This window comes from Micromonospora sp. NPDC048999 (assembly GCF_040649295.1).
Taxonomy (GTDB): domain Bacteria; phylum Actinomycetota; class Actinomycetes; order Mycobacteriales; family Micromonosporaceae; genus Micromonospora.
The window spans coordinates 22,585-45,105 of record NZ_JBEZFI010000015.1 but is presented as its reverse complement, the minus strand read 5'-3'; the positions used below and the strand labels follow the sequence as shown (position 1 = coordinate 45,105).

General features: G+C 71.3%; 24 protein-coding genes and 1 tRNA gene. 15 read left to right on the top strand and 10 right to left on the bottom strand.

The genetic code is table 11. The features are described 5' to 3' along the window. Positions 1 to 223: 223 nt before the first annotated feature. Positions 224 to 688, top strand: coding sequence for a hypothetical protein (locus tag AB0C02_RS17865; RefSeq protein WP_357549250.1), 465 nt, complete (start codon positions 224 to 226; stop codon positions 686 to 688). After that, a complete protein-coding gene (locus tag AB0C02_RS17860) occupies positions 685 to 897 on the top strand; it encodes a hypothetical protein (RefSeq protein WP_357549249.1) in 213 nt (70 codons plus the stop codon). Before AB0C02_RS17865 ends, AB0C02_RS17860 begins: the two co-directional genes overlap by 4 nt. 132 nt (positions 898 to 1,029) lie before the next feature. Here AB0C02_RS17860 and AB0C02_RS17855 read toward each other — a convergent pair whose 3' ends face one another. Both AB0C02_RS17855 and AB0C02_RS17850 read right to left on the bottom strand, forming a co-directional pair. Continuing rightward, positions 1,030 to 1,302 (bottom strand): hypothetical protein, encoded by a 273-nt coding sequence (locus tag AB0C02_RS17855; RefSeq protein WP_357549248.1) that lies wholly within the window; start codon positions 1,300 to 1,302, stop codon positions 1,030 to 1,032. Positions 1,303 to 1,305: 3 nt separating this feature from the next. Then, complete coding sequence (locus tag AB0C02_RS17850) at positions 1,306 to 1,644, bottom strand: hypothetical protein (RefSeq protein WP_357549247.1); 339 nt, start codon at positions 1,642 to 1,644, stop codon at positions 1,306 to 1,308. A gap of 147 nt (positions 1,645 to 1,791) precedes the next feature. Here AB0C02_RS17850 and AB0C02_RS17845 point away from each other — a divergent pair, with 147 nt between their 5' ends. Continuing rightward, a complete protein-coding gene (locus AB0C02_RS17845) occupies positions 1,792 to 3,213 on the top strand; it encodes a helix-turn-helix domain-containing protein (protein WP_357549246.1) in 1,422 nt (473 codons plus the stop codon). Between the two features lie 3 nt (positions 3,214 to 3,216). Here the strand turns inward: AB0C02_RS17845 and AB0C02_RS17840 are convergent, their stop codons facing one another. Beyond that, complete coding sequence (locus tag AB0C02_RS17840; protein ID WP_357549245.1) at positions 3,217 to 3,783, bottom strand: NUDIX hydrolase; 567 nt, start codon at positions 3,781 to 3,783, stop codon at positions 3,217 to 3,219. Positions 3,784 to 4,222: 439 nt separating this feature from the next. On the opposite strand from AB0C02_RS17840, the gene AB0C02_RS17835 reads away from it, so the two are divergent. Then, positions 4,223 to 4,576, top strand: a complete 354-nt coding sequence (locus tag AB0C02_RS17835; protein WP_357549244.1) for a hypothetical protein — start codon at positions 4,223 to 4,225, stop codon at positions 4,574 to 4,576. Between the two features lie 806 nt (positions 4,577 to 5,382). After that, a complete protein-coding gene (locus AB0C02_RS17830; protein WP_357549243.1) occupies positions 5,383 to 5,715 on the top strand; it encodes a hypothetical protein in 333 nt (110 codons plus the stop codon). A 371-nt stretch (positions 5,716 to 6,086) separates the two neighbouring features. On the opposite strand, the gene AB0C02_RS17825 is transcribed toward AB0C02_RS17830, so the two are convergent. Next, positions 6,087 to 6,797, bottom strand: a complete 711-nt coding sequence (locus tag AB0C02_RS17825; protein ID WP_357549242.1) for an HAD-IA family hydrolase — start codon at positions 6,795 to 6,797, stop codon at positions 6,087 to 6,089. A 726-nt stretch (positions 6,798 to 7,523) separates the two neighbouring features. On the opposite strand from AB0C02_RS17825, the gene AB0C02_RS17820 reads away from it, so the two are divergent. The 4 genes from AB0C02_RS17820 to AB0C02_RS17805 all read left to right on the top strand — a co-directional run bounded on the left by AB0C02_RS17820 (position 7,524) and on the right by AB0C02_RS17805 (position 11,369). After that, a complete protein-coding gene (locus AB0C02_RS17820) occupies positions 7,524 to 7,841 on the top strand; it encodes a hypothetical protein (RefSeq protein ID WP_091191307.1) in 318 nt (105 codons plus the stop codon). Between the two features lie 545 nt (positions 7,842 to 8,386). Beyond that, complete coding sequence (locus AB0C02_RS17815; RefSeq protein ID WP_357549241.1) at positions 8,387 to 9,955, top strand: replication initiator; 1,569 nt, start codon at positions 8,387 to 8,389, stop codon at positions 9,953 to 9,955. Then, positions 9,952 to 10,149 (top strand): excisionase family DNA-binding protein, encoded by a 198-nt coding sequence (locus AB0C02_RS17810; protein ID WP_357549240.1) that lies wholly within the window; start codon positions 9,952 to 9,954, stop codon positions 10,147 to 10,149. Before AB0C02_RS17815 ends, AB0C02_RS17810 begins: the two co-directional genes overlap by 4 nt. Next, complete coding sequence (locus AB0C02_RS17805; RefSeq protein WP_357549239.1) at positions 10,149 to 11,369, top strand: tyrosine-type recombinase/integrase; 1,221 nt, start codon at positions 10,149 to 10,151, stop codon at positions 11,367 to 11,369. Before AB0C02_RS17810 ends, AB0C02_RS17805 begins: the two co-directional genes overlap by 1 nt. A 77-nt stretch (positions 11,370 to 11,446) precedes the next feature. On the opposite strand, the gene AB0C02_RS17800 is transcribed toward AB0C02_RS17805, so the two are convergent. Both AB0C02_RS17800 and AB0C02_RS17795 read right to left on the bottom strand, forming a co-directional pair. Continuing rightward, a tRNA-Val gene (locus AB0C02_RS17800) sits at positions 11,447 to 11,518 on the bottom strand. 51 nt (positions 11,519 to 11,569) lie between these two features. Further along, positions 11,570 to 11,983: a TIGR02611 family protein gene (locus tag AB0C02_RS17795; RefSeq protein ID WP_357549363.1), complete on the bottom strand. Its 414-nt coding sequence runs from the start codon at positions 11,981 to 11,983 to the stop codon at positions 11,570 to 11,572. 424 nt (positions 11,984 to 12,407) lie between these two features. Between AB0C02_RS17795 and AB0C02_RS17790 the strand changes: the two genes are divergently transcribed. Further along, positions 12,408 to 12,839, top strand: a complete 432-nt coding sequence (locus AB0C02_RS17790; protein ID WP_007457244.1) for an SsgA family sporulation/cell division regulator — start codon at positions 12,408 to 12,410, stop codon at positions 12,837 to 12,839. Between the two features lie 74 nt (positions 12,840 to 12,913). On the opposite strand, the gene AB0C02_RS17785 is transcribed toward AB0C02_RS17790, so the two are convergent. Continuing rightward, complete coding sequence (locus AB0C02_RS17785; protein ID WP_357549238.1) at positions 12,914 to 13,690, bottom strand: SDR family oxidoreductase; 777 nt, start codon at positions 13,688 to 13,690, stop codon at positions 12,914 to 12,916. A 160-nt stretch (positions 13,691 to 13,850) separates the two neighbouring features. On the opposite strand from AB0C02_RS17785, the gene AB0C02_RS17780 reads away from it, so the two are divergent. After that, complete coding sequence (locus AB0C02_RS17780; RefSeq protein WP_357549237.1) at positions 13,851 to 14,777, top strand: AraC family transcriptional regulator; 927 nt, start codon at positions 13,851 to 13,853, stop codon at positions 14,775 to 14,777. Between the two features lie 117 nt (positions 14,778 to 14,894). Beyond that, the gene (locus tag AB0C02_RS17775; protein WP_357549236.1) at positions 14,895 to 15,419 is read left to right on the top strand and encodes a potassium channel family protein; all 525 of its coding nucleotides are present in this window, start codon (positions 14,895 to 14,897) and stop codon (positions 15,417 to 15,419) included. On the opposite strand, the gene AB0C02_RS17770 is transcribed toward AB0C02_RS17775, so the two are convergent. Further along, positions 15,379 to 16,284 carry a hypothetical protein gene (locus AB0C02_RS17770; protein WP_357549235.1) on the bottom strand — a complete coding sequence of 302 codons (906 nt, stop codon included), beginning with the start codon at positions 16,282 to 16,284 and terminating at the stop codon, positions 15,379 to 15,381. The two genes, AB0C02_RS17775 and AB0C02_RS17770, sit on opposite strands and share 41 nt — an antisense overlap. A 164-nt stretch (positions 16,285 to 16,448) precedes the next feature. On the opposite strand from AB0C02_RS17770, the gene AB0C02_RS17765 reads away from it, so the two are divergent. The 3 genes from AB0C02_RS17765 (at position 16,449) to AB0C02_RS17755 (ending at position 20,319) form a co-directional block, all read left to right on the top strand. Further along, complete coding sequence (locus AB0C02_RS17765) at positions 16,449 to 18,035, top strand: tetratricopeptide repeat protein (RefSeq protein WP_357549234.1); 1,587 nt, start codon at positions 16,449 to 16,451, stop codon at positions 18,033 to 18,035. Between the two features lie 60 nt (positions 18,036 to 18,095). Next, positions 18,096 to 19,040 (top strand): RNA polymerase sigma-70 factor, encoded by a 945-nt coding sequence (locus AB0C02_RS17760; RefSeq protein WP_357549233.1) that lies wholly within the window; start codon positions 18,096 to 18,098, stop codon positions 19,038 to 19,040. Between the two features lie 82 nt (positions 19,041 to 19,122). Further along, positions 19,123 to 20,319 (top strand): FAD-dependent oxidoreductase, encoded by a 1,197-nt coding sequence (locus AB0C02_RS17755; protein WP_357549232.1) that lies wholly within the window; start codon positions 19,123 to 19,125, stop codon positions 20,317 to 20,319. Positions 20,320 to 20,340: 21 nt separating this feature from the next. Here the strand turns inward: AB0C02_RS17755 and AB0C02_RS17750 are convergent, their stop codons facing one another. Both AB0C02_RS17750 and AB0C02_RS17745 read right to left on the bottom strand, forming a co-directional pair. Then, on the bottom strand, positions 20,341 to 21,834 hold the full coding sequence (locus AB0C02_RS17750; protein ID WP_357549231.1) for an ATP-binding protein: 1,494 nt from the start codon (positions 21,832 to 21,834) through the stop codon (positions 20,341 to 20,343). After that, complete coding sequence (locus AB0C02_RS17745; protein WP_357549230.1) at positions 21,831 to 22,487, bottom strand: response regulator transcription factor; 657 nt, start codon at positions 22,485 to 22,487, stop codon at positions 21,831 to 21,833. Before AB0C02_RS17745 ends, AB0C02_RS17750 begins: the two co-directional genes overlap by 4 nt. Between the last annotated feature and the right edge of the window lie 34 nt (positions 22,488 to 22,521).

The following is a 22,521-nucleotide window of genomic DNA, read 5'->3' as shown; positions in this document are numbered from 1 at the left end:
TGCGGGGACCAGAATGATATCCATTGCATTCACCTTCGCCTTCCCCGGTTTTCTTCCCGTCCTGCCGCGCTCCGGGCGCCGCCTGCTCCCGTTCCGTGATTTAGACGTAGCGGACGGTAACCGAAGACGAGCGGGCGGGGCACGCTGTGCCGTTCTCGTTTGTTTCGCAAGGCGTGTGCGGCGGTGCCGCGCCCCGGCAGGGCCGGGATGTCAGGATGCCGGCGTGCGCCTCGATCTCCTCGTCCATGCCGACGGCGGCGACCGCCAGGGCGATATGCAGCCCGGCCAGCTCCTCCCAGTTGATATCTGCCTACTGGCGGGCAAGGCGCTTGGCCTGAGTCGCGGGCAGATCAAGCCCTACCCGAAGTCGCGGGCGGGCCGCCGTTCTGTCCCGGTGCCGGGCTTCGCGGTCGAGCTGCTGGCGGCGCATCGTGAGGCGTTCCCGGCTGGCCCGCGCGGTGAGGTGACAGCGTCGCAGTCGAGTCGATTGACACACGGTTTAGTTAGGAAGGCAGTTGCGCTTGCCGGGCAAGAGAGTCTTCTACCAGGGTCGGAGCTCGATCCCTCTCGCGCCTTTCGGTTGATCATTCCGCACATGTTCCGGATCTTGCTGGCAGAATTCGTTGCCAAGGCCGGGGAGACGGAGGCACCCAGTGCTGGCGCGCATGCCGTAGCGTCGATGGCATGACGGCAGTGCTGGTGTCTCTCGTTGTGTTCATCGTGTTGCTGGTCGCGGTGTTTGGCTTCATTGGCTGGCGAGACCGGAAGCGGCTCTCATCACCTGAAGATTCGGCTGCGGCCCGCGACGCCAGATCGGACCAGGAGCGGTACGCAGCAGAGCGCCATGGCGTGCAGGGTGAGGTATGGCGACGCGGCCAAACGCCCAACAGCATGTGAGCGAAGAAGCCTGCACGAGCAGGAAGCCCTGCCATCCCGATGCTCCTTTTGATCTCAAGCTCCGTCGGCTGCCGCCTCGGCGGAGCCTGACCTCTTCTGTGTGAACTCTCGGCAGGCCGGTCGGATCGGGTGTCATGCGAGGTCGTCCGGCCTGCTGGGGTCGCTTCGGGTCGGGTTCGGTGGGTGGGGTTGCTGTACTTCGCTGCTGTACCGCTGCTCGACGAGGAACCGCCCGAAGTGGGCTCGCATCCGTAGCCAGTGCTGGCGGTCGTCACAGGGGTGGAGTCGGCCGCACCGGCACAGGCTCAGGGCCAACTCGGAGTGCTTGGCCAGCAGGATGTCCGCATGGGCCACCTGCGCCTTGGCGTACTCGCGGAAGGCTGCCGAGGTGTAGAGGGCTCCCATCGGTCACCGCCCCGCCCTGGGGGTGTGGCGGCGATGCCAGAGGGCTTCGGCGACGGCGTCCACGGGGTCGATGTCCCCAGCGGCCAGGCGCTCGCGGGTGACGGCGATCCAGGGCGGCGAGGCGGGGGTGGCTTCGCCGCACGCGGTTCGCATCCCCTCCTGGGCGAGCTGGGCCAGCCGGCAGGGGTCGCGTTGGTTCGTGTGCCAGCAGCCAGCGACCACGCAGAAGCCGGCGCTGTCGGGCCGGTGGGCCTCCCAGAGGGCGCGGGCCAATCGCCACAGCAGGCGGTGCTGGCACTCGTCGGGTGGCTCCACGGGCGGGTTCTCGACATCGAAGGACATGCGCCGACCCTCCCGTCCGTCGACGGGCCGCTCCATGGCCAGCGGTCATGTCACGGTGACATGGGACGGCTCGACCAGCGCGAATGGTCGCTCTAGGCTGTCGACCTGAACACCTTGAGTAGTCGGAACGCGACGCTGGGAGCTGCCGTGCTGCTCGATCCGCTTCGAATACCGGAGGATGCGTGGTCGCACGGGGAGGTACTGACCGCCTTGGCTGCCCGCGACATCGGCGGCCTGTTCCGCTGGATTACCAGCCTCACCGGGGCGAGTCAGAGCCGGATCGGGGCCGCCGTCGGGCTGGAACAGGGCTACGTCAGCCGGATCATGGCCGGACGCAAGGTCACCTCGATCGACGTCCTGGAGCGGATCGCCGACGGATGCCGGATGCCCGACCACGCGCGAACCACGATGGGCCTGGCACCCCGACAGGCCGCGCCGCCGGCCGACCCCGGCCGGCTCACCCCCAGCCGGCCCAGTGAGCTGCCGGTCAATCGGACCTGGCAAGACGACGTACGCAGTGCCGCAGAGCTTTGGCGAGGTGACGTGAACCGTCGAGACGTACTCCGGCAGGTGGCCTTCAGCTCCGCCGGCTACACCCTGCCGGCGCTGCGCTGGTTTACCGCCCCCGATCCGGTCCCGGTGACCCAACCCGGTCGCAGCACGGTCGGTCAACCGGAGATTGACACCATCCGCGCGATGACCGCGACCTACCGCCGGCTGGACAACCAGTACGGCGGCGGGCACGCCCGCGACACCGTCGCCCGCTACCTCCACCAGGAGGTGACCCCGCTGCTCACCGACGGCCGGTACGACCACCCCACCGGCCAACGGCTGCTCAGCGCCGCCGCCGAACTGGCCCAACTCGCCGGATGGCAGGCGTACGACACAGCCGAACACGGCATCGCCCAGCGGTACCTCACCCTCGCCCTGGACTTCGCCCACGCCGCCGGAGACGACGGCCTCGGCGCGGAGATCCTCGCCGCGATGAGCCACCAGGCCACCTACCTCGGCCACACCAACACCGGCCTCGACCTGGCCCGCGCCGCCGGCCAGACCGCCCGCCGCGCCGGGGTCCCCGTCCTGACCGCCGAAGCCCACGTCATGCAAGCCCACGCCCTGGCCAAAGCCAACGACGAACGGGCCTGCGCCGCCGCCCTGCACCAGGCAGAACAAGCCCTCGACCGGGCCGACCGCAGCACCGACCCGCAATGGCTCAGCTACTTCGACGAGGCATACCTGTCGGCCAAGTTCGGACACTGCTTCCACGCCCTCGGCCGCAACACCCACGCCGAACGCTTCGCCGCCCGCTCCCTACGCATGGACAACCGCTACGTCCGCGGCAAAGCCTTCAACCTCGCACTGCTGGCCAGCGTCCACGCCCAACAGGGCGAACCCGATCGGGCCTGCACCATCGGCGCAGAAGCCCTGACCCTGACCACCCAACTACGCTCCGCCAGAGCCGTCCGCTACCTCCGCGACCTGCAAACCCAACTCGCCCCGCACCGGCGACTACCCGCCGTCCGGCACTTCACCGGCCGCATCGACGCCACCCTCGGCCCACGACGCTGAGCATCACAGTTTCCCCCGAGCCCTCCGCGCCACCAACTCCAGCACGGCGATCACCGTGCCAGCGCCGACGATCTCGCCCCGGGACACCAGCCCGTACGCCTCGTCCAGCGGAATCCAGGCGACCTGCTCTGCCTCGTTCACGTCCACGGGCGTACCGATGTGCTCAGCCTGCCGGGCCAGGAAGAGCAGATTCTCGGCATCGGCAGTACCGACCCACGGTTGGAAGGACAGCAACGGCTCCACCCCTTGGGGCCGCCAGCCCGTCTCCTCTTCGACCTCCCGCACCGCACACACCGCCGGATGCTCCTCGCCATCGACGTAGCCGCCGGGCAGCTCCCACACCCACCGGTCGAACACGAACCGATGCCGCCGCATCAACAGCAAACGTTCCTGATCATCGAGTACGGCAACCATGGCCGACCGGGGAGCCCGGATCACGTACTGCTCGAAACGCACCCCGTCCGGCAACTCCACCTCGGCGATGCTCAGCCGCGCCCGCCTGGTGTCGTCCACCACCCGCTCGCCGTGAACGGTCCACCGGGTCAACTCCGTCGCCTGCTTCTCCACCACCCCGCCAGTATCCGCGCCAAACCCACACCACGCCGTAGACGGCACCTCTTGGGCGCACCTCCCGATGCGAGGCCCCAGACGAACACCCGACGCCGATCCCCATCGGCCGATGGGGTCTCAAACTGTCGCCCGCTGTCAGTTGGCGGCGGCCCGCGTCCACGAGCAGGCAGCGAACCTCGTCGGTTCACGTTCGGAGTCGACCCACACCGATGCTCGTACTGCCTCCTTGCTGCCTGACGCCTCGTTTACAAGTTCTGGGCGCTTCGTCCGGGGGAATCCGTCCGGGTCCGTGACCTCGGGCGACTGTCCACGCCCGGCCTTTGCTGGCTGTCCTCGTCCCGGCCGGTTGCTGTCGCCGTTGCTGTCGGCAGCTACCCTCGCTCGTCCGGCGGGCTGGTGCGGACCGCCGGCCGCCTCACGCTATGGGCATACTCTGGCCATGACCGGTCAGCTCTCCGAGAATCAGCGAAGGTACAACTCCCTGGCGATCGTGGCCTGCTGCATGGGCCTAGTTCTACTGCTGTACGTCAGCGCGGGCCTGACTGGGCTGACGCCCCTGCAGATCGACGTTTCAATCTATGTGCTGGTGCTCGGCGGATTGCCGGTTGTCGTAGGCGTCGTGGGGCTGAAGGAGATCAAGACGACTGGGCAACGTGGTCGCGGTCTGGCGATTGCCGGGTGCGTGGCTGGCGCATCCGTACTTGCGGTCCTGGCTTGGATTTTTATCCACCTGGCTCTGTGGGTGGGGGGCTGGTCGTCTGGCAGCTGCGGCGCGCCCGCCCCCTGCTGGTAGCTGGCCCAGGTCGATCCCAGAGCTTGACCTGACCGCAGCGAGAGGGGCGTTGTGGTCGAGCGAGTTGGCCTTGACTGAGGGCTCGCGACTCCTTCGGCGTGAAAGAATGATCAACCGTCGATGAGCTGGGCGAGCAGCCGAGGTGAGCTGCCAGAACAGTCCACCATCGTCCGTGGGCGTCCAGCGCCGGCCGTCCGGGTCGTCACCCAGTTGGTCACCCAGGGCGGTCCGCCTCGTCCTGGTCGTCCGCCAGTGTGGCCGGCCGGCTCGGCCGATGCCGGCCGGAGGTCGACAGCAGGCCAGGGCCGGGCCGGCGCTGACGGTGCCTACCCTCAGCTTGGGAATCGGGTTGAGTCGCGGCCCCCCGGCCTGGTGCCCCCTGGTCGTTGAAGCATGAGCGACTCGGCCGAGCTCTGCGATGGACCTCCGCTCGCCGATGTTGACCGCTGTATCGGGCACGGATCGGGCACGGGCTCAGGTGAGGCTGAGGCTTGAACCCCTAAGCCGCGATGCGGCCCGCGCTTGCGGATCTCTGTGCTCGAAAAGCGGGAACACCTGACGGCTTTGAGGACCACACTCTCAGCAGATCGACGATAGGGTTGCCTATGGCTTCGGGTTTCCCCTCCGTCCGAATCTGGTGGTTTGGTCTGATCTCAGTGATCATGATGGCCGGGTGCGACTCCACACCCGAGACCCCATTCGAGCCCTCTCCTCAGACGTCCGTCTTTGGACAAGGGCAGGTAGCTGAGCCTGCACCGCCTACCGCCTCGGCTTGTCCGCCGACCGCCCGGTTAGCCGGGCCCGGTATGCCCCCGGACCTTGAGGGCACCGGTGACGGGGCAGAGCTGTGGGCGTTGCCGTTTGCAAAGGAGCAGGAGCCTGTGCTGGTGGCCGGCAAGGAACTCAAGGTGGTCTGGCGCATGACCGGCAGTGGCGACTTCGCGATCAGCGCCACAGGTCCCGACGGAAAAGCGGTCAAGCCCGTCTGGGTCGAGCCGCATGGCAATGGCGGCAGCAACTGGAATCGGCCGGGCGACGAGTGGGGCACCGGCTGGGTCTTTCCCACTGCTGGTTGCTGGACGATCAACGCGACGCGAACCAGCGGGACAGGATCCCTGGTACTGCGCGTCGCCGAGTAGCTCTGATGGTCTTCGGACATTTTCGGTCCACTTCGCCCAGGAAAGCAGCTCGTCAAGGCCAGGGGCACGACGGTGACTCCTTCGTCCCCAAGGAATGATCAGCCGTCGATGAGCTGGGCAAGTAGCCGGGGTGAGCAGCCGGGGTGAGCAGCCGGGGTGAGCAGCCGGGGTGAGCAGCCGGAACAGTCCACCATCGTCCGTGGGCGTCCTGCGTCGGCCGCCCCGGTCGTCACCCAGTTGGTCACCCAGCCCGAGAGTCAGACGTTGAAGCGGAACTTAGGTGCGCCCTCCCGTGACCTGCGGCAGCCTGGTCGGCACGCTGGTCACGTCCCGTCTTGGGCTCACGTCATTGGTCGCTGGTTGCCAGCGTTTCACGCTGTCTTGTGCCCCGTGTGTGCCCCGGACGGCTCCATGACCTTGAACGGCTCTCGGAGTATGGCGGGCAGGTCGGCCAAGGTAGCGATAGCCGGCCCGCCCCAGCTGGGGTCGGTGTCGTTGTGCTCCGTGGTCCGGAAGACGGTCATACCGACCGCTGCCGCCCCGGCCAGCTCACCGTCTGAGCCGTCGCCAACAAAGATGCACTCCGCCGGCCCAACGCCCAGGCCCTCAGCAGTAAGGTGATAGATCGCCGGGTCCGGCTTGGATAGCCCGACGTCGCAGGAGAAGACCGCGACGTCGAACCGGTGGGCGAGCCAGCTCTGCGGCCATGCCTCGGAAGTGTCCGAGGTGGCGTTGCTGATCAGGGCCAGCGGATGCCCGTCGTCGCGTAGCGCGTCGAGCACGTCCAGGGTTGCGGTCGAGACACTGTCCAGCACCCGGCGCCCGAGGGCTCGCCGATGTTCACCGGCCCGTGTCACCTGCTCGTTGGTTGGTGTACCGCCGAGGCGTCCGGCGAGGATTCGGATGGTCTCCTCCACGTCCCACCGGACCATCCGGTCCCGCCAGGTGGCGTGGTACGCGGCGACCAGGGCGGCCGGAGCCACCCCGACCATGACCGCCATCTCGCCGACTACCCGGTCGCGCTCCTCATCGGCACCGTGGATCAGGGTGTGGTAGAGGTCGAAGATCACTGGCCGAGGCATGCGAGCATCCTACTGAGATCGTCAGCGCTGTCACCTTGCTTGCCATCCCCTCTGATTACGACCCGCCCGTCTGGGGAGCGGGCCGCCGCCCGGCCCGCCACGTCAAGTTGACCTTGACGCACGTACGGACGCTGCCGGAACAGACTGAGTCGGCTCTCGTGTCACGGACCGTGCCCCCGGCGGACTCCGCCACAGTGGCGCAGTTGACCCCAACCTCGCCCGGCACGGACCCGGCTCCCGGGGTCGGAGCTGGCCACCGGCGGCCACCCCTCCCCCTCCCAGGCGAGGGGTTGACCTGACCCTGAGCGGCTGCGGAGCCGGCTCCTGGACGACCGGCATGCCGTCGCGCGGCCACCGCCCCCATGCTCGGGGCTTGCCGCGCGGACCCGGCGCGCCCCTTCCTGCGCCGCGCTGCTCAGGCGCGGCGCGGCCGGCTGCCGGCGACGAACCTCCACCACTGTCCCCGCTATCCCGTCTGCGGCGGCCCCGGGCTCCCCGCTCTCCGCGCCAGCCGCCGGGCATCAGGCGTGACGGCCGCAGAGCGACAGCGGCAGCGGCCGGCGCGCGCCCAGGCGGCGGCGCGTGCGGCCCGTCAAGGGCCGCCTTGATCGATGTAAGGAAAGTTCTCCCACTCGGCTGGCAGCCGGCTGGGCCTCGCACGACAACGGGGGCCGGGTCGCCCTGGCCACCCCACCGCCCCGCTACCGCCCCTGGAAGGATGACTGCATGGACCGCTTCGAGGGCCGGTGCTGGCTGGACTGGTGGGCGAACTCATCTACGCTGCTCGGCAGCGTCGAGGTGGCCGTCGTGATTGCCGCCGTCACCGGCGGCTGGGAAGCCGACGGTCGCCTGGTCAGCGACAGCGACGAGGACCGCGAGGCGTTTGCATTCCTGTGCGAACTCGACCCCGTCTTCATGCTGCGATTCGAAGACGAGAGCGCTGTCGCCGTCACCGTGCATCCCACCGACGGGCATCGCCGCTTCAGCCTCACCGAGTACACCGGCCCGGCCCTGCGATCGGTCGACAATCGCATCGCGCTGTAGGCAGCGCCGAGCCAATCCTGTGATCGATCAGCTCGACAGCAGTTTCACGGCGGGTTGACCTGTCGGTACCCGGTGCTACTCTGGCCCTCGTCGAGCACGCCAGCGCGGCCTTCCTGCCAGATCGCTGGACTCGACGTCGGAGATGCCGAGCGGCCTTCCTGCCGCTGATGCGGGCCACGTCCCGCCAGCTCTCGACCGCACCGGCCACTGCGCCGGTTCCCCGAATCTGCTGAGTGCCCAGCACGGCCTTTCCTGCCGTCCACGATGGCCCGGATTCGCACACCTCACGGGTGGGGGCCGCCTGCGGCAACCCGCCGGATGCCGACATTCCAGGCTCCTCACCCGTGCCGGCCTCACGCATCGGGCTCGACGAGCGCGAAAGGACATGCCCCATCGGCGGGAAGTGGCACGACCACGATTCCGCCCTCCGGCGTCAGCCGCCCTCTCGGCGGTGCCAGGAGACACGACGAACACCACCAGCGGACCAACGTCCACGGCTGGTGGTGCTTCGTCTCCCGTCCCTGCCACCCCATGAGGAGAGAGTCATGTCCACCCCGCTCACCCTGTACCGTCCCGGTCTCGTCGCCGGCCGTGACGCCCAAGCCCTGTATCGCGCCACCGCGCCGGAGTTCTCCGGCTGGCTGGAGCACACCCGTTCCGCCGGCGGCTGCTCCCGCCCGATCCGCCTCACCGGCACCATCGCCGCCGTCGACCGCGACACCGGCCGGATCCTGAACGAGCAGCACACTGACGAACTGCCCGACCGGGCGCTCTACAAGGCATGCGGCAACCGCCGCGAATCGCAGTGCCGAGACTGCGCCTGGGTCTACCAGGGCGACGCCTACCAGGTCGTCCGCTGCGGCCTGGCCGGCGGCAAGGGCGTCCCCGCCTCGATCGGCCGGCACCCGGTCGTCTTCGCCACGTTCACCGCCCCATCCTTCGGCGCGGTCCACCACCGCCACGTCGCACGCCACACCTGCCGCAGCCGGCAGCGCTGCGACTGCCGCCCGGCCCCCTGCCATGCACGCCGCGAGGCTGGCACCTGCCGGCACGGGCAGCCCGCGGTGTGCTTCGCCCGCCACGAGGCCGACGATCCGCGGCTCGGGCAGCCGTTGTGCCTGGACTGCTACAACCACAACCACCAGGTCGTCTGGAACTACTTCTCCGGCGAGCTGTGGCGGCGCACCAAGCAGTCCATCGAACGGCACCTCGCCGCCCTCTGCCGCAAGCGCGGCATCCCGCTCGCCCGCATCGTCACCGCTTCCGGCAAGGTCCGCTGGGTGCCGCCCGTGCGGGTGTCGCACGGCAAGGTCGCCGAGATGCAGCGCCGGGCCGCCGTGCACTTCCACTGCCTGCTGCGCCTCGACGGCGTCGATCCCGACGACCCGGACGCTCTCGTGCCGCCTCCGGCCGGCATCACCGTCGACGACCTGGAGGAAGCCGTCCACGCCGCCGCCTCGAAGATCACCGTCACCACACCCCCGCACCCCGACCGGCCGCAAGGCTGGCTGGTCGCCTGGGGCGAGCAGGTCGACGTCCGCCGCATCAACAGCGCCGGCGGCGAACTGACCGACGACAAGGTCGCCGCCTACCTCGCCAAGTACGCCACCAAGGCCACCGAAGCCACCGGCCACTGCTCCACCCGACTCACCCCCGCCACGATCGACAACTACGCCGACCCGGAAGGCAACCACCTCGCCCGCCTCATCGACGCCTGCTGGCACCTCGGACGACCCACCGGCACCGATACGACCAGCGGCGCCGCAACGGCCGGCGACCGTCAAGACAGCCTTGACACCAAACCGCGCCCCTACGCCGGACTGCGCCGCTGGGCCCACATGCTCGGCTTCGGCGGCCACTTCCTCACCAAGGCCCGCCGCTACTCCGTCACCTTCCGCCTGCTCCGCGACACCCGCGCCACCTACCGCCGCACCGAAGACGACGACACGGCCGACACCATCACCGTCGGCACCCTCACCTACGTCGGCTCCGGCTGGCTCAGCGAAGGCGACGCACTCCTCGCCAACACCGCCGCCCGACAGCGACGCGAGGGCAGACGCATCGGCCGGGAAGAACTCGCCCACGAAGCCTGGCTCACCGGAGCCGCCGCATGAGCCATGACCTCACCCCGCGCTGGTACTCCCCCGCCGAGGTCGCCGTCCTGCTCGGCTTCGGCATCTCCAAGGTCAAGATGAAGATCGCCACCGGCGAGCTGCGCTCCATCAAGGACGGCAAGTACCGCCGCGTCCTCCCCGAATGGGTCGACGACTACATCCACGAGCAGGTCGAACGCCAGGAGGCAGCCTGATGCCCGGACGCGTACGAGCCAACGGCGAAGGCTCCATCTTCCCCTACCGCAACGGCTTCGCCGCCTACGTCTGGGTCACCAAACCCGACGGCAGACGCACCCGCAAGTACGTCTACGGCAAGACCCGCGAGGCCGTCCACGACAAGTGGATCAAACTGCACCAGCAGGCCAAGCAGGGCCCGGTGGCGACCAGCGTCCCCACTGTCGGCACCTTCCTCACCTACTGGCTCACCGAGATCATCCAGCCGAACCGAGCACCCCTCACCTACGCCACCTACGAGACGTTCGTCCGCCGCTACATCTCCCCCGGCCTCGGTGCGAAACGGCTCGACCGGCTCCAGTCACGGGACGTGCAGACCTGGATCAACCAGGTCGCCCGCACCTGCCAGTGCTGCGCGCAGGGCAAGGACGCCGCCCGCCGGAAGGAGAAGCGCCGCTGCTGCGCGGTCGGCCGCTGCTGCCAGGCCGCCCCGTCAACCCGCACGGTCAGCGACATCCGAGCCGCGCTACGGGCCGCCCTCACCCACGCCCAGGCCGAAGACCTCATCACGAAGAACCCGGCCGCCCCGGTCACCCTCGCCACCGTCCGCCGCCGCCGAGGCAAATCGTGGTCGAGCGACGAGGCCCGAAAGTTCCTCGAATCCGCCCGCGCCGACGAGGACCCCCTCTACGCCGCCTACGCCCTGGTCCTCGTCACCGGACTACGCAAGGACGAAGCCCTCGGCCTCACCTGGGCAGACGTCGACCTCGACACCGGAGAGCTGACCGTCGGCCGCCAACTGCAACGCGTACGCGGGCAACTCCTCCACCGCGACACCAAGACCCAGGCGTCCGACGCCACACTCCCCCTGCCCGACATCTGCCTGACCGCCCTCAAACTCAGGCAAGAACAACGCGACGAGGCACGAGCTGCCGCCGGCAAGGCATGGCACGAAACCGACCTCGTATTCACCACCCGCTATGGCACACCGATCGAGCCGCGCAACTTCCAGCGTTCCTGGCAAACCCGGTGCGAGAAGGCCAAGGTCAAGTCGATCACCGTTCATGACGCCCGGCGTACCTGCGCCACGCTCCTGGCCGACCTCGACGTACATCCGAGAGTCGCCATGCAGGTCCTCCGGCACGCCCGCTTCGCCGTGACCATGGAGATCTACACACAGGTATCGACGAAGGCGACCAGAGATGCCCTCAAACGGCTCGGTGACTCACTCGGCCACTGACGGAACTGCTGTACAAAGCTGCTGTACGACAGCAGAAAGGCCACCTCCCGAAACCGGGAAGTGGCCTTTGACCTGCGTGGGCGATACTGGGATCGAACCAGTGACCTCTTCGGTGTGAACGAAGCGCTCTCCCGCTGAGCTAATCGCCCTCAGCGCCGATGACTCTACCTGATCGAGAACCCAGACCAAAAATCCGGGGGTCAGCGCGTCGCGAGGTGGCTCAGCAGCCATGCGACCACGTCGATGCCGAGGCTGTACTTGAGTGACAGCCACACCACCACGGCCACGAACACCAGCCCGGTCGCGCCCAGCAGGAGGCGCACCGGCAGTGATCGTCGTAACACCCAGCGCGTCCAGGCTCGGACGTTCCGTCGGGTGAAGGTGAGCAGCCGGCGGGCCCAGTGGAACTCGACTGCCCAGATGCCGAGCCCGCCGATCACGATCAGCCAGCCGGGGCCGGGCAGCGGGATGAGGGCGATACCGACGGTGACCACGATGGCGCCGGCGACGGCAATGAAGATCTTGAGGGTGACTCGGCCGGTGGGGTTGGCGCGGATCAGGTCGAGGGTGGTGTGCACCCGGCCCCGCCAGCGGCCGCGGGGGCGCGGGTCGATGGCGCCAGGGGTGTCCGGGCGATCGTCGCTGGCGCCCTGGCCGCCCTGATCCACCGGCACCTCTCACCCCGCCTTTCGGCTGCTCAGGCCGCTCCTTTCGGCGGGTCGGCCGTGGCCCTCGGTTCCACTGAGGAACCCCTGGTGACCATTTCCACCCCAGTGTCGCCCCGGCCCGTCACCCTCGCTGACGACTGGGCGTTACCGGAGTAGGTCGACGACTGAACCATCCGCTGCCGGGCGGGATCACGGAACAGGGCAAAGCAGGAAATCCTACAAGAATTTTCACGTTCTCGGAGGCGTTTCCAACCCCCTTCCCACCACTGGGTGAAGTCAGCGTATGGCGGAGCGTAGCCACGAGTAGCGGCTGAGTATGGGAAAAGCGGGACACGCGCGTTCCGCACGCGGTGCCGGGGGGAGAACGTCCATGAGTGTCATCCGACCGACGACCGTAGAGGTCGAGACGTCGCTAAGGCTCGTCGCGCCTGACGCCACCGCATTGCCGGTGCGTGCCAGTCTGCGTTACGACCCTGCTGACCCGTATGCGGTCCATGTCCTGTTCCACGCCGAATCCGCTGGCGGTGAGGCGGTGAGCTGGTCGTTCGCGCGCGAACTGCTGGTCACCGGGCTCGACGAGCCGGCCGGCATCGGCGACGTCCGGGTCTGGCCGTGGGCCACGCCGCGCGGCGACTTCGTCGCGCTCGCGCTGTCGTCCCCGGACGGCAACGCCCTCTTCGAGGTCCCGCGCAGCGTCCTCGTGCGCTTCCTGCGCCGGACCTACGTCGTCGTCCCGCGCGGCCGGGAGGCCGAACACCTGGACGTCGACACGGCGGTGAACCGGCTGCTCGCCGGCCGCTGACGACGCACACCAGGGCCGCGCGGGTCTGCCGAGTCCGCGCGGCTCCGGCTACCACCACCGGGTACGCCCCGAAGTCAGCCGTGCGTGGTGATGCCCCCGTCGACCGGGATCACCGTTCCGGTCAGGTACGCGCCAGCCCGCGACGACAGGTAGATCGCGGTGCCCGCCATGTCCTCGGGGCGGCCGATCCGGCCGAGCGGCACCTGCTGCTCGATTGCCGCCCGGGAGGTCGGGTCGTCCAGGGCGAAGGCCATCATCTTGCTCTCGAACGGGCCGGGCGCGATCGCGTTGACCGTGATCCGCTCGCCGGCGAGCTGGTGGGCGAGGCTGCGGGTGAGCATGTGCACGGCCGCCTTGGTCGCCGAGTAGGCGTACACCTCCAGCCATGGGACGCGGAGGCCGTCGATCGACCCGATGTTGATGACGCGGGCCGGGTCGTCGGCGCTGGCTGCCGCGCGCAGCGCCGGCAGCAACGCCGTGGTGAGCCGGAAGACGGCCTTGACGTTGAGCGCCCAGAGCTTGTCGAAGGCGCTCTCCGGGTACGCCTCCAGCGGGGCGCCCCAGGTGGCGCCGGCGTTGTTGACCAGCACGTCGAGCCGGTCGGTGCGCTCCCGGACGGCCGCGGCCAGCCCCAGCGCGCCCTCGTCGTGGCTCAGGTCGGCGGGGATCGCCTCGCACTGGCCCACGGCGGACAACTCCTTGGCCACCGCCTCGCAGACGTCGGCCTTGCGCGAGGAGATGATGACCTTCGCGCCGGCCTGCACGAAGCCCCGGGCGATCATCAGTCCGATCCCCCGGGAACCGCCGGTGACCAGGACCGCCTTGCCTTCGACCGAGAACAGATCCGTCATGCCCATCCCATCGCGAGTCGGCGGGCCGAGGGTCGGTCCGCCGACCCGGGCGCTACCGATCGGTAACCTAACCGGCCCGCGTCCCCGGCGACAAGACCCGCCGCCACCTGCCGGAACTGTCGAGGTGCAACCTGCGCCCCCTGCGGTTACCGTCGGGACGATGGTCACTACCGGTCAACTTTCCCCGGCCATTCGCACCGACCTGCTCACCTTCGGGTACGACACCGACGACATCGTCACCGGCGCGCTCGGTGACCTCGCGCCCGAGCCCGGCTGGCCCCGCCCGATCCTGCTCGACGCCGAGCTGCTGATCCTGGTCACCGGCGGTCACGGCAGCGCGGAGCTGGATTTCCGCGCGCTGCCCTGCCGGCCCGGCACGCTGCTACGGGCCCGTGCCGGCCAGGTGCTGCGCTGCCTCGGCCCGCGGTTCGACGCGACGGTGGTGCGCTGGGGCACCGGGACGCTGAGCGGCCTCGACGTGGACCCGAACGCGGTGCCGGCCCACCGGCAGCTCGCCGGGGAGGACGAGGACGCGGTGATCAGCGAGGTGACCCAGCTGGCCGTGGACGCGGACCGGCACGCGGGGATGCCGGCCGCCGCGGCGCTGCTGCGCCATCAGCTCGCCGTGCTGCTGCTGCGGCTGACCCTGCTCCCCGGCGCACCGCCGTGGACGCCGCGGCCGGAGACGGCGACCTTCCAGCGGCTGTGCCGGGAGGTGGAGCGCGACTATCAGCACACCCGCCGGGTGGAGGACTACGCCGTCCGGCTCGACTGCTCGGTGCGTACGCTGACCCGCGCCTGCCTGGCCGTGACCGGGCGTAGCGGGAAGCAGGTGATCGACGACCGGGTGGCGTTGCAGGCCTGCCGGCTGCTCGCCGCGACCGACGAGCCGATCGCCTGGATCGGCCGGCTGCTCGGTTTCCCCGAGCCGACCAACTTCGGCCGCTTCTTCACCCGCGAGGTCGGGGTGAGCCCCGGCGCGTTCCGGGCCGCCCGGGAGCGACCGCTGCCGGTCCGCGTGGTGCGCCCCGCCCGCCCGGACACCGGGGCACCCTTGCTGACCGAGGACGCCGTCACCGGCTCCTGACCGCCAACTCGTCGGCGCGCTCGACCAGTGACGTCCAGAGTGGATCGACCGTCGACCAGGGCGGGCGATTTCGCCGTTCCCGGCGATCCGGCCGGAATCGGGACGGAGAATCGCCGCATGGCCGACGGGACATACCGGCGGGAGCGCCGACTGGCGCTGCTGGCGTGCCTGCTGCTGGTCGCGGCGTACTTCCTCGTGCCGCTGACGTCCGACCCGAACGTGGTCCGGCTCGTCCTGCGCACGATCGGCACCGTGATCGTGGTGGTGACCGTCGCCGCGCTGATCACCCGGCAGGTACGTGAGCAGCTCGCGCCCACCGCGCCGACCGGTGAGGCGGCGGTCCGCCCGCTGATCCACCTCGCCGTCGCGCTGGTCGCCGGGCTGCTCGCCTTCGCGTTGGGCGACTACGTCCTGGCCACCAACCGGGCCGGCGAGTTCGTGGGCCTGCGGACCCGGGTGGACGCGCTCTACTTCGCGCTCAGCACGATCACCACCGTCGGGTACGGCGACGTGCACGCCCAGGGACAGGTCGCCCGGATCGTGGTGTGCGGGCAGATGCTGTTCAGCATCGGCGTGATCGCGACCGGGGCGTCCATCGTGGTCAGGCAGTTGGCCCAGCAGGCCGGTCCGCGGCGGCGCTGATCAGCACGTCCCCGCCGAGCCGGCCGTGCTCGGGATCCCGGGTGACCAAGCCGGCGGCGAGCAGCGAGGTCAGCGCCCGGTTCGCGTCGGCGGCCCGGTAGACCGTCGAGGTGACCGCGAAGCGGCGCAGTTCGGTCACCGTGCGGGGGCCGGAGCGGGCGAGTTCGGTGAGCAGTTCGCGGGCCAGCGGATCGGGGTCCGGGTCGAGGGTGATGTCCACCAGACGGCCGGTCGGGTCGGCCGGGTCGCGGTAACGCACCCCGGCGTGCTCGTCGACCGCCCAGAGCGCGTCCTTGAGCGCCTCCAGTGCTCGGTCGGAGCCGGTGGCGTAGCTGAGCAGCCGGGGCGGCGCATCGGCGGTGGGGAGTAGCTCCACCTCGGTGACCAGCGGGAAGCCGGCCGCGGTCAGCGCCGGACGCAGCGCCCGGCCGGGCGCGGTGGTCAGTAGCAGCTCGGCCGGGCGGCCGGTGGCGGCGGCGGCCAGCACGGCCGGGTCCGGGTCGCCGTCGAGCACGGTCAGCAGCGGGGCGCCGGCCGCGCCGGCGGCCTTGAGCACCATCGGCAGCCGGTCGGGGTGGCCGGGCACCATGTGCACCGCGACGTCCGCCGGCAGGGCCGCCTCCGCCGCGCCGAGCCGGGCCGGCAGCTCCGCGCCGCCGTCGGCGAGCACCAGCACGGTCAGTCGGCGCCCGCGCAGCCGGTCGGCGAACTCGGCCACCACCCGTAGCGCGGCCTCCGCGCCCGCGATGTCACTCCCGGCGTACGCGAGGGCGAGGGTGGCCCGCCGGGAACGGTGCAGCGCAGCTGGCAGCCAGTGGTCGAGCTGCCGGACGAGCAGTTCGCGCAGGATGGTGTCGGTCGACATCCTGCCGTTCTACCGCACCGCTGTTCAGGCCGGTACGGAGATCCCCACCTCGCCGCGAGGAATCCCGCACCGATGCCGCCCTGGCCGATCACCTGACCGGATCCCGACCAAACTGATCCACTGCGGGGCTTGTACTTACCGTTGTCAGGCGAGCACGATGGGGCGTGACCTCCGGATACGGCGAACTGACTGTCCGGGCGCACCACCTGGTGGCCGAGGGTGACCTCGCCGGCGCCCAGCAACTGCTCGCCGGCGCGCTGACCGACGCCGACCCCCGGCCCGCCAACGCCACCCCCGACCTGGCCGAGGCCGCCGGGCTCCAGGCCCGGCTGCTGGTCGCGCTCGGCGAGCCGCGCTCCGCGCGGGGCTGGGCCGCCTTCGCGTACGCGGCGGCCACCCGGCTGTACGGCGGCTCCGACGAGCGCACTGTCACCGCCGCTGCCACACTCGCCGCGGTGCTGCACCGGGTCGGCAGTGACGCCCGGGCCGCCCGGCTCTACTCCGACGTCATCATCGAGCTGACCGCCCGCGACGGCCCGGAGTCGCAGCGGGTGCTGGCCGCCCACGCCGACCTGGCCACCGTGGAATATGCCCGCGGCCAGTGCGACGTCGCCCGCGACCGGTTGCAGGACACCTGGGAGCTGCACCGCGAGATATACGGCGACGGCCACCCCAGTGGCATCAAGATGTTGGCCAAGCTCGGCGCGATGGAACGCGACTGCGGCCATTACGCCGAGTCCCACGAGCACCTGATGCTCGCCGAGGAGTTGTGCCGGCTGCACCTGCCCGCCGACGATCCGCTGGCCGCGCAGGTCACCGGGTTGGCCCGGGTCGCCGCCGACCCGAACCATGTCTGCGCCGCCCCGGAGCCGCCCGAGCGGGAGGCGCCGGTCGTGCCCGCCGCCCGGGTCCCCCCGCCCGCCGAGGGCCCGCCCGAGCCGCTGCTCTACCCGCCGCCCGAACCGGCCCCGCCCGAGCCGTCGCTCTACCAGCCGCCCGAACCGCCGCTCTATCAGCCGCCCGGCCGGGCCGAGGGCGGGCACTCAAGCGTGCCCACGCCGCGCACCCCGCCAGAGGCGGCCGGCGCGCCGCTCGACAACTACCCGTGGCCGCCCGACGAGCCGGCCGAGGAGCCCTGGCGCCCCGAGGCGAGCGCGCTGCCCCCCACCGTGGTCGGGCTGACCGAGAGCGAGCCGGAAGGCGTACGCCGGGTGCCGCCGGCCGCCGAACCCGAGCCGCCGTCGCGCTACCTGCCGGTGCACGTGCCCCGACCGCCGGCACCCGCACGGCGGAACACTCCGTGGCTGCCGCTGGTGGTGGCCGGGGTGGTCGTGGCGCTGCTGCTCGGCACCATCGCGGTGATCGCCGGAGTGTCCCGGGTGGACCGCCCACACGACACGTCCGGTCCCTCCCCCACCACCGGCAGCACCCCGACCAGCACCCCCTCCGGCACGCCGAACGCCGCGCCCGCCGCCTCCCCCGGCACCCCGCCCCAGGGGGTACGGCTGACCGACCGGCGGGACAGCATCCTGCTGAGCTGGACGTACCCGGCCGGGGCGGAGGGTCCGGTGGTGGTCGCCGGGGGCCGCTCGGGGCAGGAACAGCACACCTTTGTCGAGCTGTCCGCCGGCACCGACAGCTACATCGCCTACGGGCTCAGCCGCAGCACCGACTACTGCTTCACCGTCGCGCTGGTGTGGTCGACCGACACGGTGGCCCGGGCCCCCTCGGTCTGCACCCGCCGCCACTGACCGAGCAGCGGGGCCATCGCGGCGGCGGCCGATTCGCACGGCGCGGCCTAGGATCGGGCCATGTCCCTGACCGCGAACGACGTCGAGCGGTTCGAGGCGTGCCGGCCGCGCCTGGCGGCCATCGCCTACCGCCTCCTCGGCTCCGCTATGGAGGCCGAGGACGCCGTGCAGGAGACGTTCCTGCGTTGGCAGGCCGCCGATGTCGACCGCGTCGAGGTTCCCGAGGCCTGGCTGACGAAGGTCCTCACCAACCTGTGCCTCAACCAGCTCGCCTCGGCGCGGGCGCGCCGCGAGACCTACGTGGGCCAGTGGCTTCCCGAGCCGCTGCTCGCCGGGGACCCGATGCTCGGCCCGGCCGACACCGCCGAGCAGCGCGAATCGGTCTCGTACGCGGTCCTCACCCTCCTGGAACGGCTCTCCCCCAACGAGCGGGCGGTGTACGTGCTGCGGGAGGCCTTCGACTACCCGCACCGGGAGATCGCCGAGATCCTCGACATCACCGAGGCCGCCTGTCAGCAGATCTTCCACCGCGCCAAGAAGCACGTGGCGGACGGCAAGGCCCGCACCGAGGTCGACGCGGCCGCCGCCCGGCGGATCGTCGAGGAGTTCCTGGCGGCGGCCGCCAGCGGCCGGACCGAGCCGCTGGTGCGACTGCTCACCGGGGACGCCGTCGCGGTCGGCGACGGCGGCGGGAAGGTCCCGGCCCGCGCGAAGGCGTTCGAAGGCGCCGTCGCGGTCGCGAAGTTCCTGCGGGGCCTGTTCAAGCCCGGCGAGGCCAAGCGTGCCCTGCTCGGCGGCGTACCCGAGGTCTACGCCGGCACCGCCAACGGCGACCCCGCCGTCGTGGCCGTCGTGGGCGGCCGGGTTGTCGGCGTCATGTGCCTGGCGGTCACCGCCGAGGGCATCGCCGCGGTCCGCAGCCAGGTCAACCCCGACAAGCTCGACCGAGCGACCGCACGCTGGGCGGTCACCGACCACGGGGAGCCCGTGTTCAACTCGATGTGAGGTGCCTCATATCGCGTTCCTGTCAGGAAACGGCGGCCCGCTCGGTTCAAGGGGCAAGCCCGCGCACGACAGGAGCAACGACATGCAGCACCGCATCATCGTCCTCGGAGCCGGATACACCGGGGCCATCGCCGCCGGCCGCCTCGCCAAGCGGCTCCGCCGCGAGGACGTCGCCATCACCCTCGTCAACGCCGAGCCCGACTTCGTCGAACGCGTCCGCATGCATCAGCTGGCGGCCGGCCAGGACCTCAAGCCCCGGCCGTTGCGCGAGATGTTCGCGGGCACCGGCGTCGAACTGAGACTCGCGAAGGTCACCGGCGTCGACGTCGACCGCAGGACCGTCGCCGTCCTCGACGCCAACGGCGCCGAAGAGCTCGCCTACGACACGCTCGTCTACGCCCTCGGCAGCGGCTGGAACGCCCAGGGCGTCCCCGGGACCGCCGAGCACGCCTACGAGATCGCCAGCCGCCCCGGAGCACTCCGGCTGCGCGAGCGCCTGGCCCGCATCGAGGCCGGGCAGACCGTGCTCGTCGTCGGCGGCGGCCTCACCGGCGTGGAGGCCGCGACCGAGATCGCCGAGGCCCGCCCGGACCTCGACGTCGCCCTCGCCGCCCGCGACGGCCTCGGCGACTGGCTCTCGCCCAAGGGCCGCGAGCACCTGCGGAAGGTCTTCGGCAAGCTTGGCATCACCGGGTACGAGCACACCGCCGTCACCGGCGTCGAAGCCGACCGCGTCGTCACCGCCGACGGCAGGGCCATCCCGGCCGCGGTCACCGTGTGGACCACCGGCTTCGCGGTCCACCCGATCGCGGAGGCGACCACCCTGGAGGTCACCGGCACCGGCCAGATCGTGGTCGACGGGACCATGCGTTCGGTGTCGCACCCGGACGTGTACGCCGTCGGCGACGCGGCCTCGGCGATGGGCCCCGGGGACAAGCCGCTGCGGATGTCGTGCGCCTCGGGGACTCCGGCGGCGTGGCAGGCCGCCGACGCGATCGCGGCGCGTCTGACCGGCGGGAAGCTCCCGCACGTGTCGATCCGCTACTTCAACCAGTGCATCTCGCTGGGCCGTAAGGAGGGCTTGATCCAGTACGTCACCGCCGACGACCGCGCCGTGCAGGCGGTCCTGACCGGACGGCTCGCCGCCGGGTACAAGGAGCTGGTCTGCAAGGGCGCCGCCTGGGGCGTCGCCAACCCGACGCTCGGGCTGCCGACCCGGCGCCGCCACGTCACGCCGGAGCGGGCCGTGGCGGGCTCGGCCATCAAGTCGTTGGCGTAGCGCACGAAGCGAGCCTGGGGGTCAGCAGTCCGCCTCCGGATCGTCCAGCGCCGGCAGCCGTACGCTGACCAGCAGCCCCGGCCCGGTGCCCGCCGCCGGCCCGGGTGCGGCGTCGGCCAGGTCGACCGAGCCGCCGGCCCGGCGGACCAGCTCCCGCACGATGGCCAGCCCCAGCCCGGCGCCGCCGTCGTCCCGGGCCCGGGCGTCGTCGAGGCGGGTGAACCGGGCGAAGACCCGCTCCCGGTCGGCCGCCGGGATGCCCGGCCCGTCGTCGGTCACCGTCACCAGGTGGTACGCCCCGGCAGCCGGCGCCGCCCCGCGCTGCCCGGGCACCGGCGGGTCGGGGTACGGCCCGGTGACCGCCAGCACCACCTCGCCGTGGGCGTGCCGCAGCGCGTTCTCCACCAGGTTGACCAGCACCCGGCGCAGCTCCCCCTGGTCGCCCTCGGTCCACAGCGGCCCGGGCGGTGACGCGAGGCGTACCGGTGGGGACGGGTAGCGGGCGGCGACGCCGCGCAGCAGCTCACCCAGCTCCACCGGGCCCACCGCCCGCGCGGCGCTGCCGTCCGGCCGGGCGGGCTGTTCGTCGAGGCGGGCCAGCAGCAGCAGGTCGTCGACGAGCCTGCTCAGCCGGTCGGTGTCGGCGAGCAGGTTGTCCGCGACCGTCGGCCAGTCCGTCGCGTCGCCCAGCCGACGGGCCACCTCCAGCTCCGTACGCATGTTGGTCAGTGGGCTGCGCAGCTCGTGCGCGGCGTCGGCGACGAAGGCCCGTTGCCGGGCCCGGGACGCTTCCAGCCGGTCGAGCATGTCGTTGAGGGTGACCGCCAGCCGCTGGATCTCGTCCCGCGCGGCCGGTACGGGCAACCGCCCCGGACCGGCCCGTCCGGTGATCTCGGCGGCGCCGCTGCGCAGCGCCTCCACCGGCCGCAGTGTCGCGCCGACCACCCGCCAGGCGACCACGGCCAGCCCGGCGACCAGCAGCGGGAAGCCCACCAGCAGCAGGGCCCGGACCACGTACAGGCTGTGCCGCACGTCCGCCATGGACTTGGCGACCAGCACGGTGAGCGGTTCGGCCGGGGTGCCCGCCGGCACGGTCACCACCCGGACCGGGCCGGCGAGGCCGACCCGCCGCCCGTCCACCACGAGGCGCTGACGCTGACCGGCGCGGAGCTGGTCGGGGCGGAGCATGGGTACGAGCCGGTCGGCGTCGATCGACGCGGCGCGGATCCGGCCCTGGGCGTCGACCACCTGGACCCGCAGCTGGCCACCGGCCACCGGTAGCGGGTCGGGCAGGGCGTTCTCGGCGGCCAGCAGCGCGACCGCGTCGCCGGTCCGGAACGCCTCGGCGTCGACCGTGCGCTGCAACGTCCAGCCGAGCGCGCCGAGCAGCAGCGTCCCGCCGAGCGCCAGCCCGACGCTGAGGCCGGCCACCCCGATCACCAGCAGCCGGACCCGCAGGCCGAGGGTCGGCAGGCGGCCCATCCGCTGCCGGAGACCAGCGAGGAGGGCGGTCATGTGGCGAGCCGGTAGCCGGCGCCGCGGACCGTCTCCAGCCGGTCGCGGCCGATCTTGCGGCGCAGGTAGCCGACGTAGACCTCGACGGCGTTGGGGGCGGTGTCCAGGCTGGCGTCCCAGACGTGGTCCAGCAGTTCGGTCTTGGAGACGACCTCGCCGGGCCGGCGCATCAGGTAGTCGAGGAGGGCGTACTCGCGGGTGGTCAGGGCCACCTCGACGTCGGCCCGGGTCACCCGCCGTCGCGCCGGGTCCAGCCGCAGGTCGCCGACCGTGAGCACGGTGGGGCGTTCCGGCGCGCCGCGACGCAGCAGCGCCCGCAGCCGGGCCAGCAGCACCACGTACGAGAAGGGCTTGGTGAGGTAGTCGTCCGCCCCGCAGTCCAGCCCGTCGGCCTGGTCGTACTCGCCGTCCTTGGCCGAGAGCATGAGCACCGGCAGCCAGTGCTCCTCGGCCCGCAGCCGGCGCACCACCTCGTAGCCGGAGAGGCCGGGCAGCATCACGTCGAGAATCATCGCGTCGTAGCCGCCGTGCCGGGCGGCGTCCAGGCCGGCCGGCCCGGTCGACTCGACGTCCACCGCGAAACCCTCGGCCTGCAGGCCCCGCTGCAACGCGAACGCGAGTCGCGACTCGTCCTCCACCACCAGCAATCGCACCCGTCCAAGGGTGCCACCGGGTGACCATCCCTAG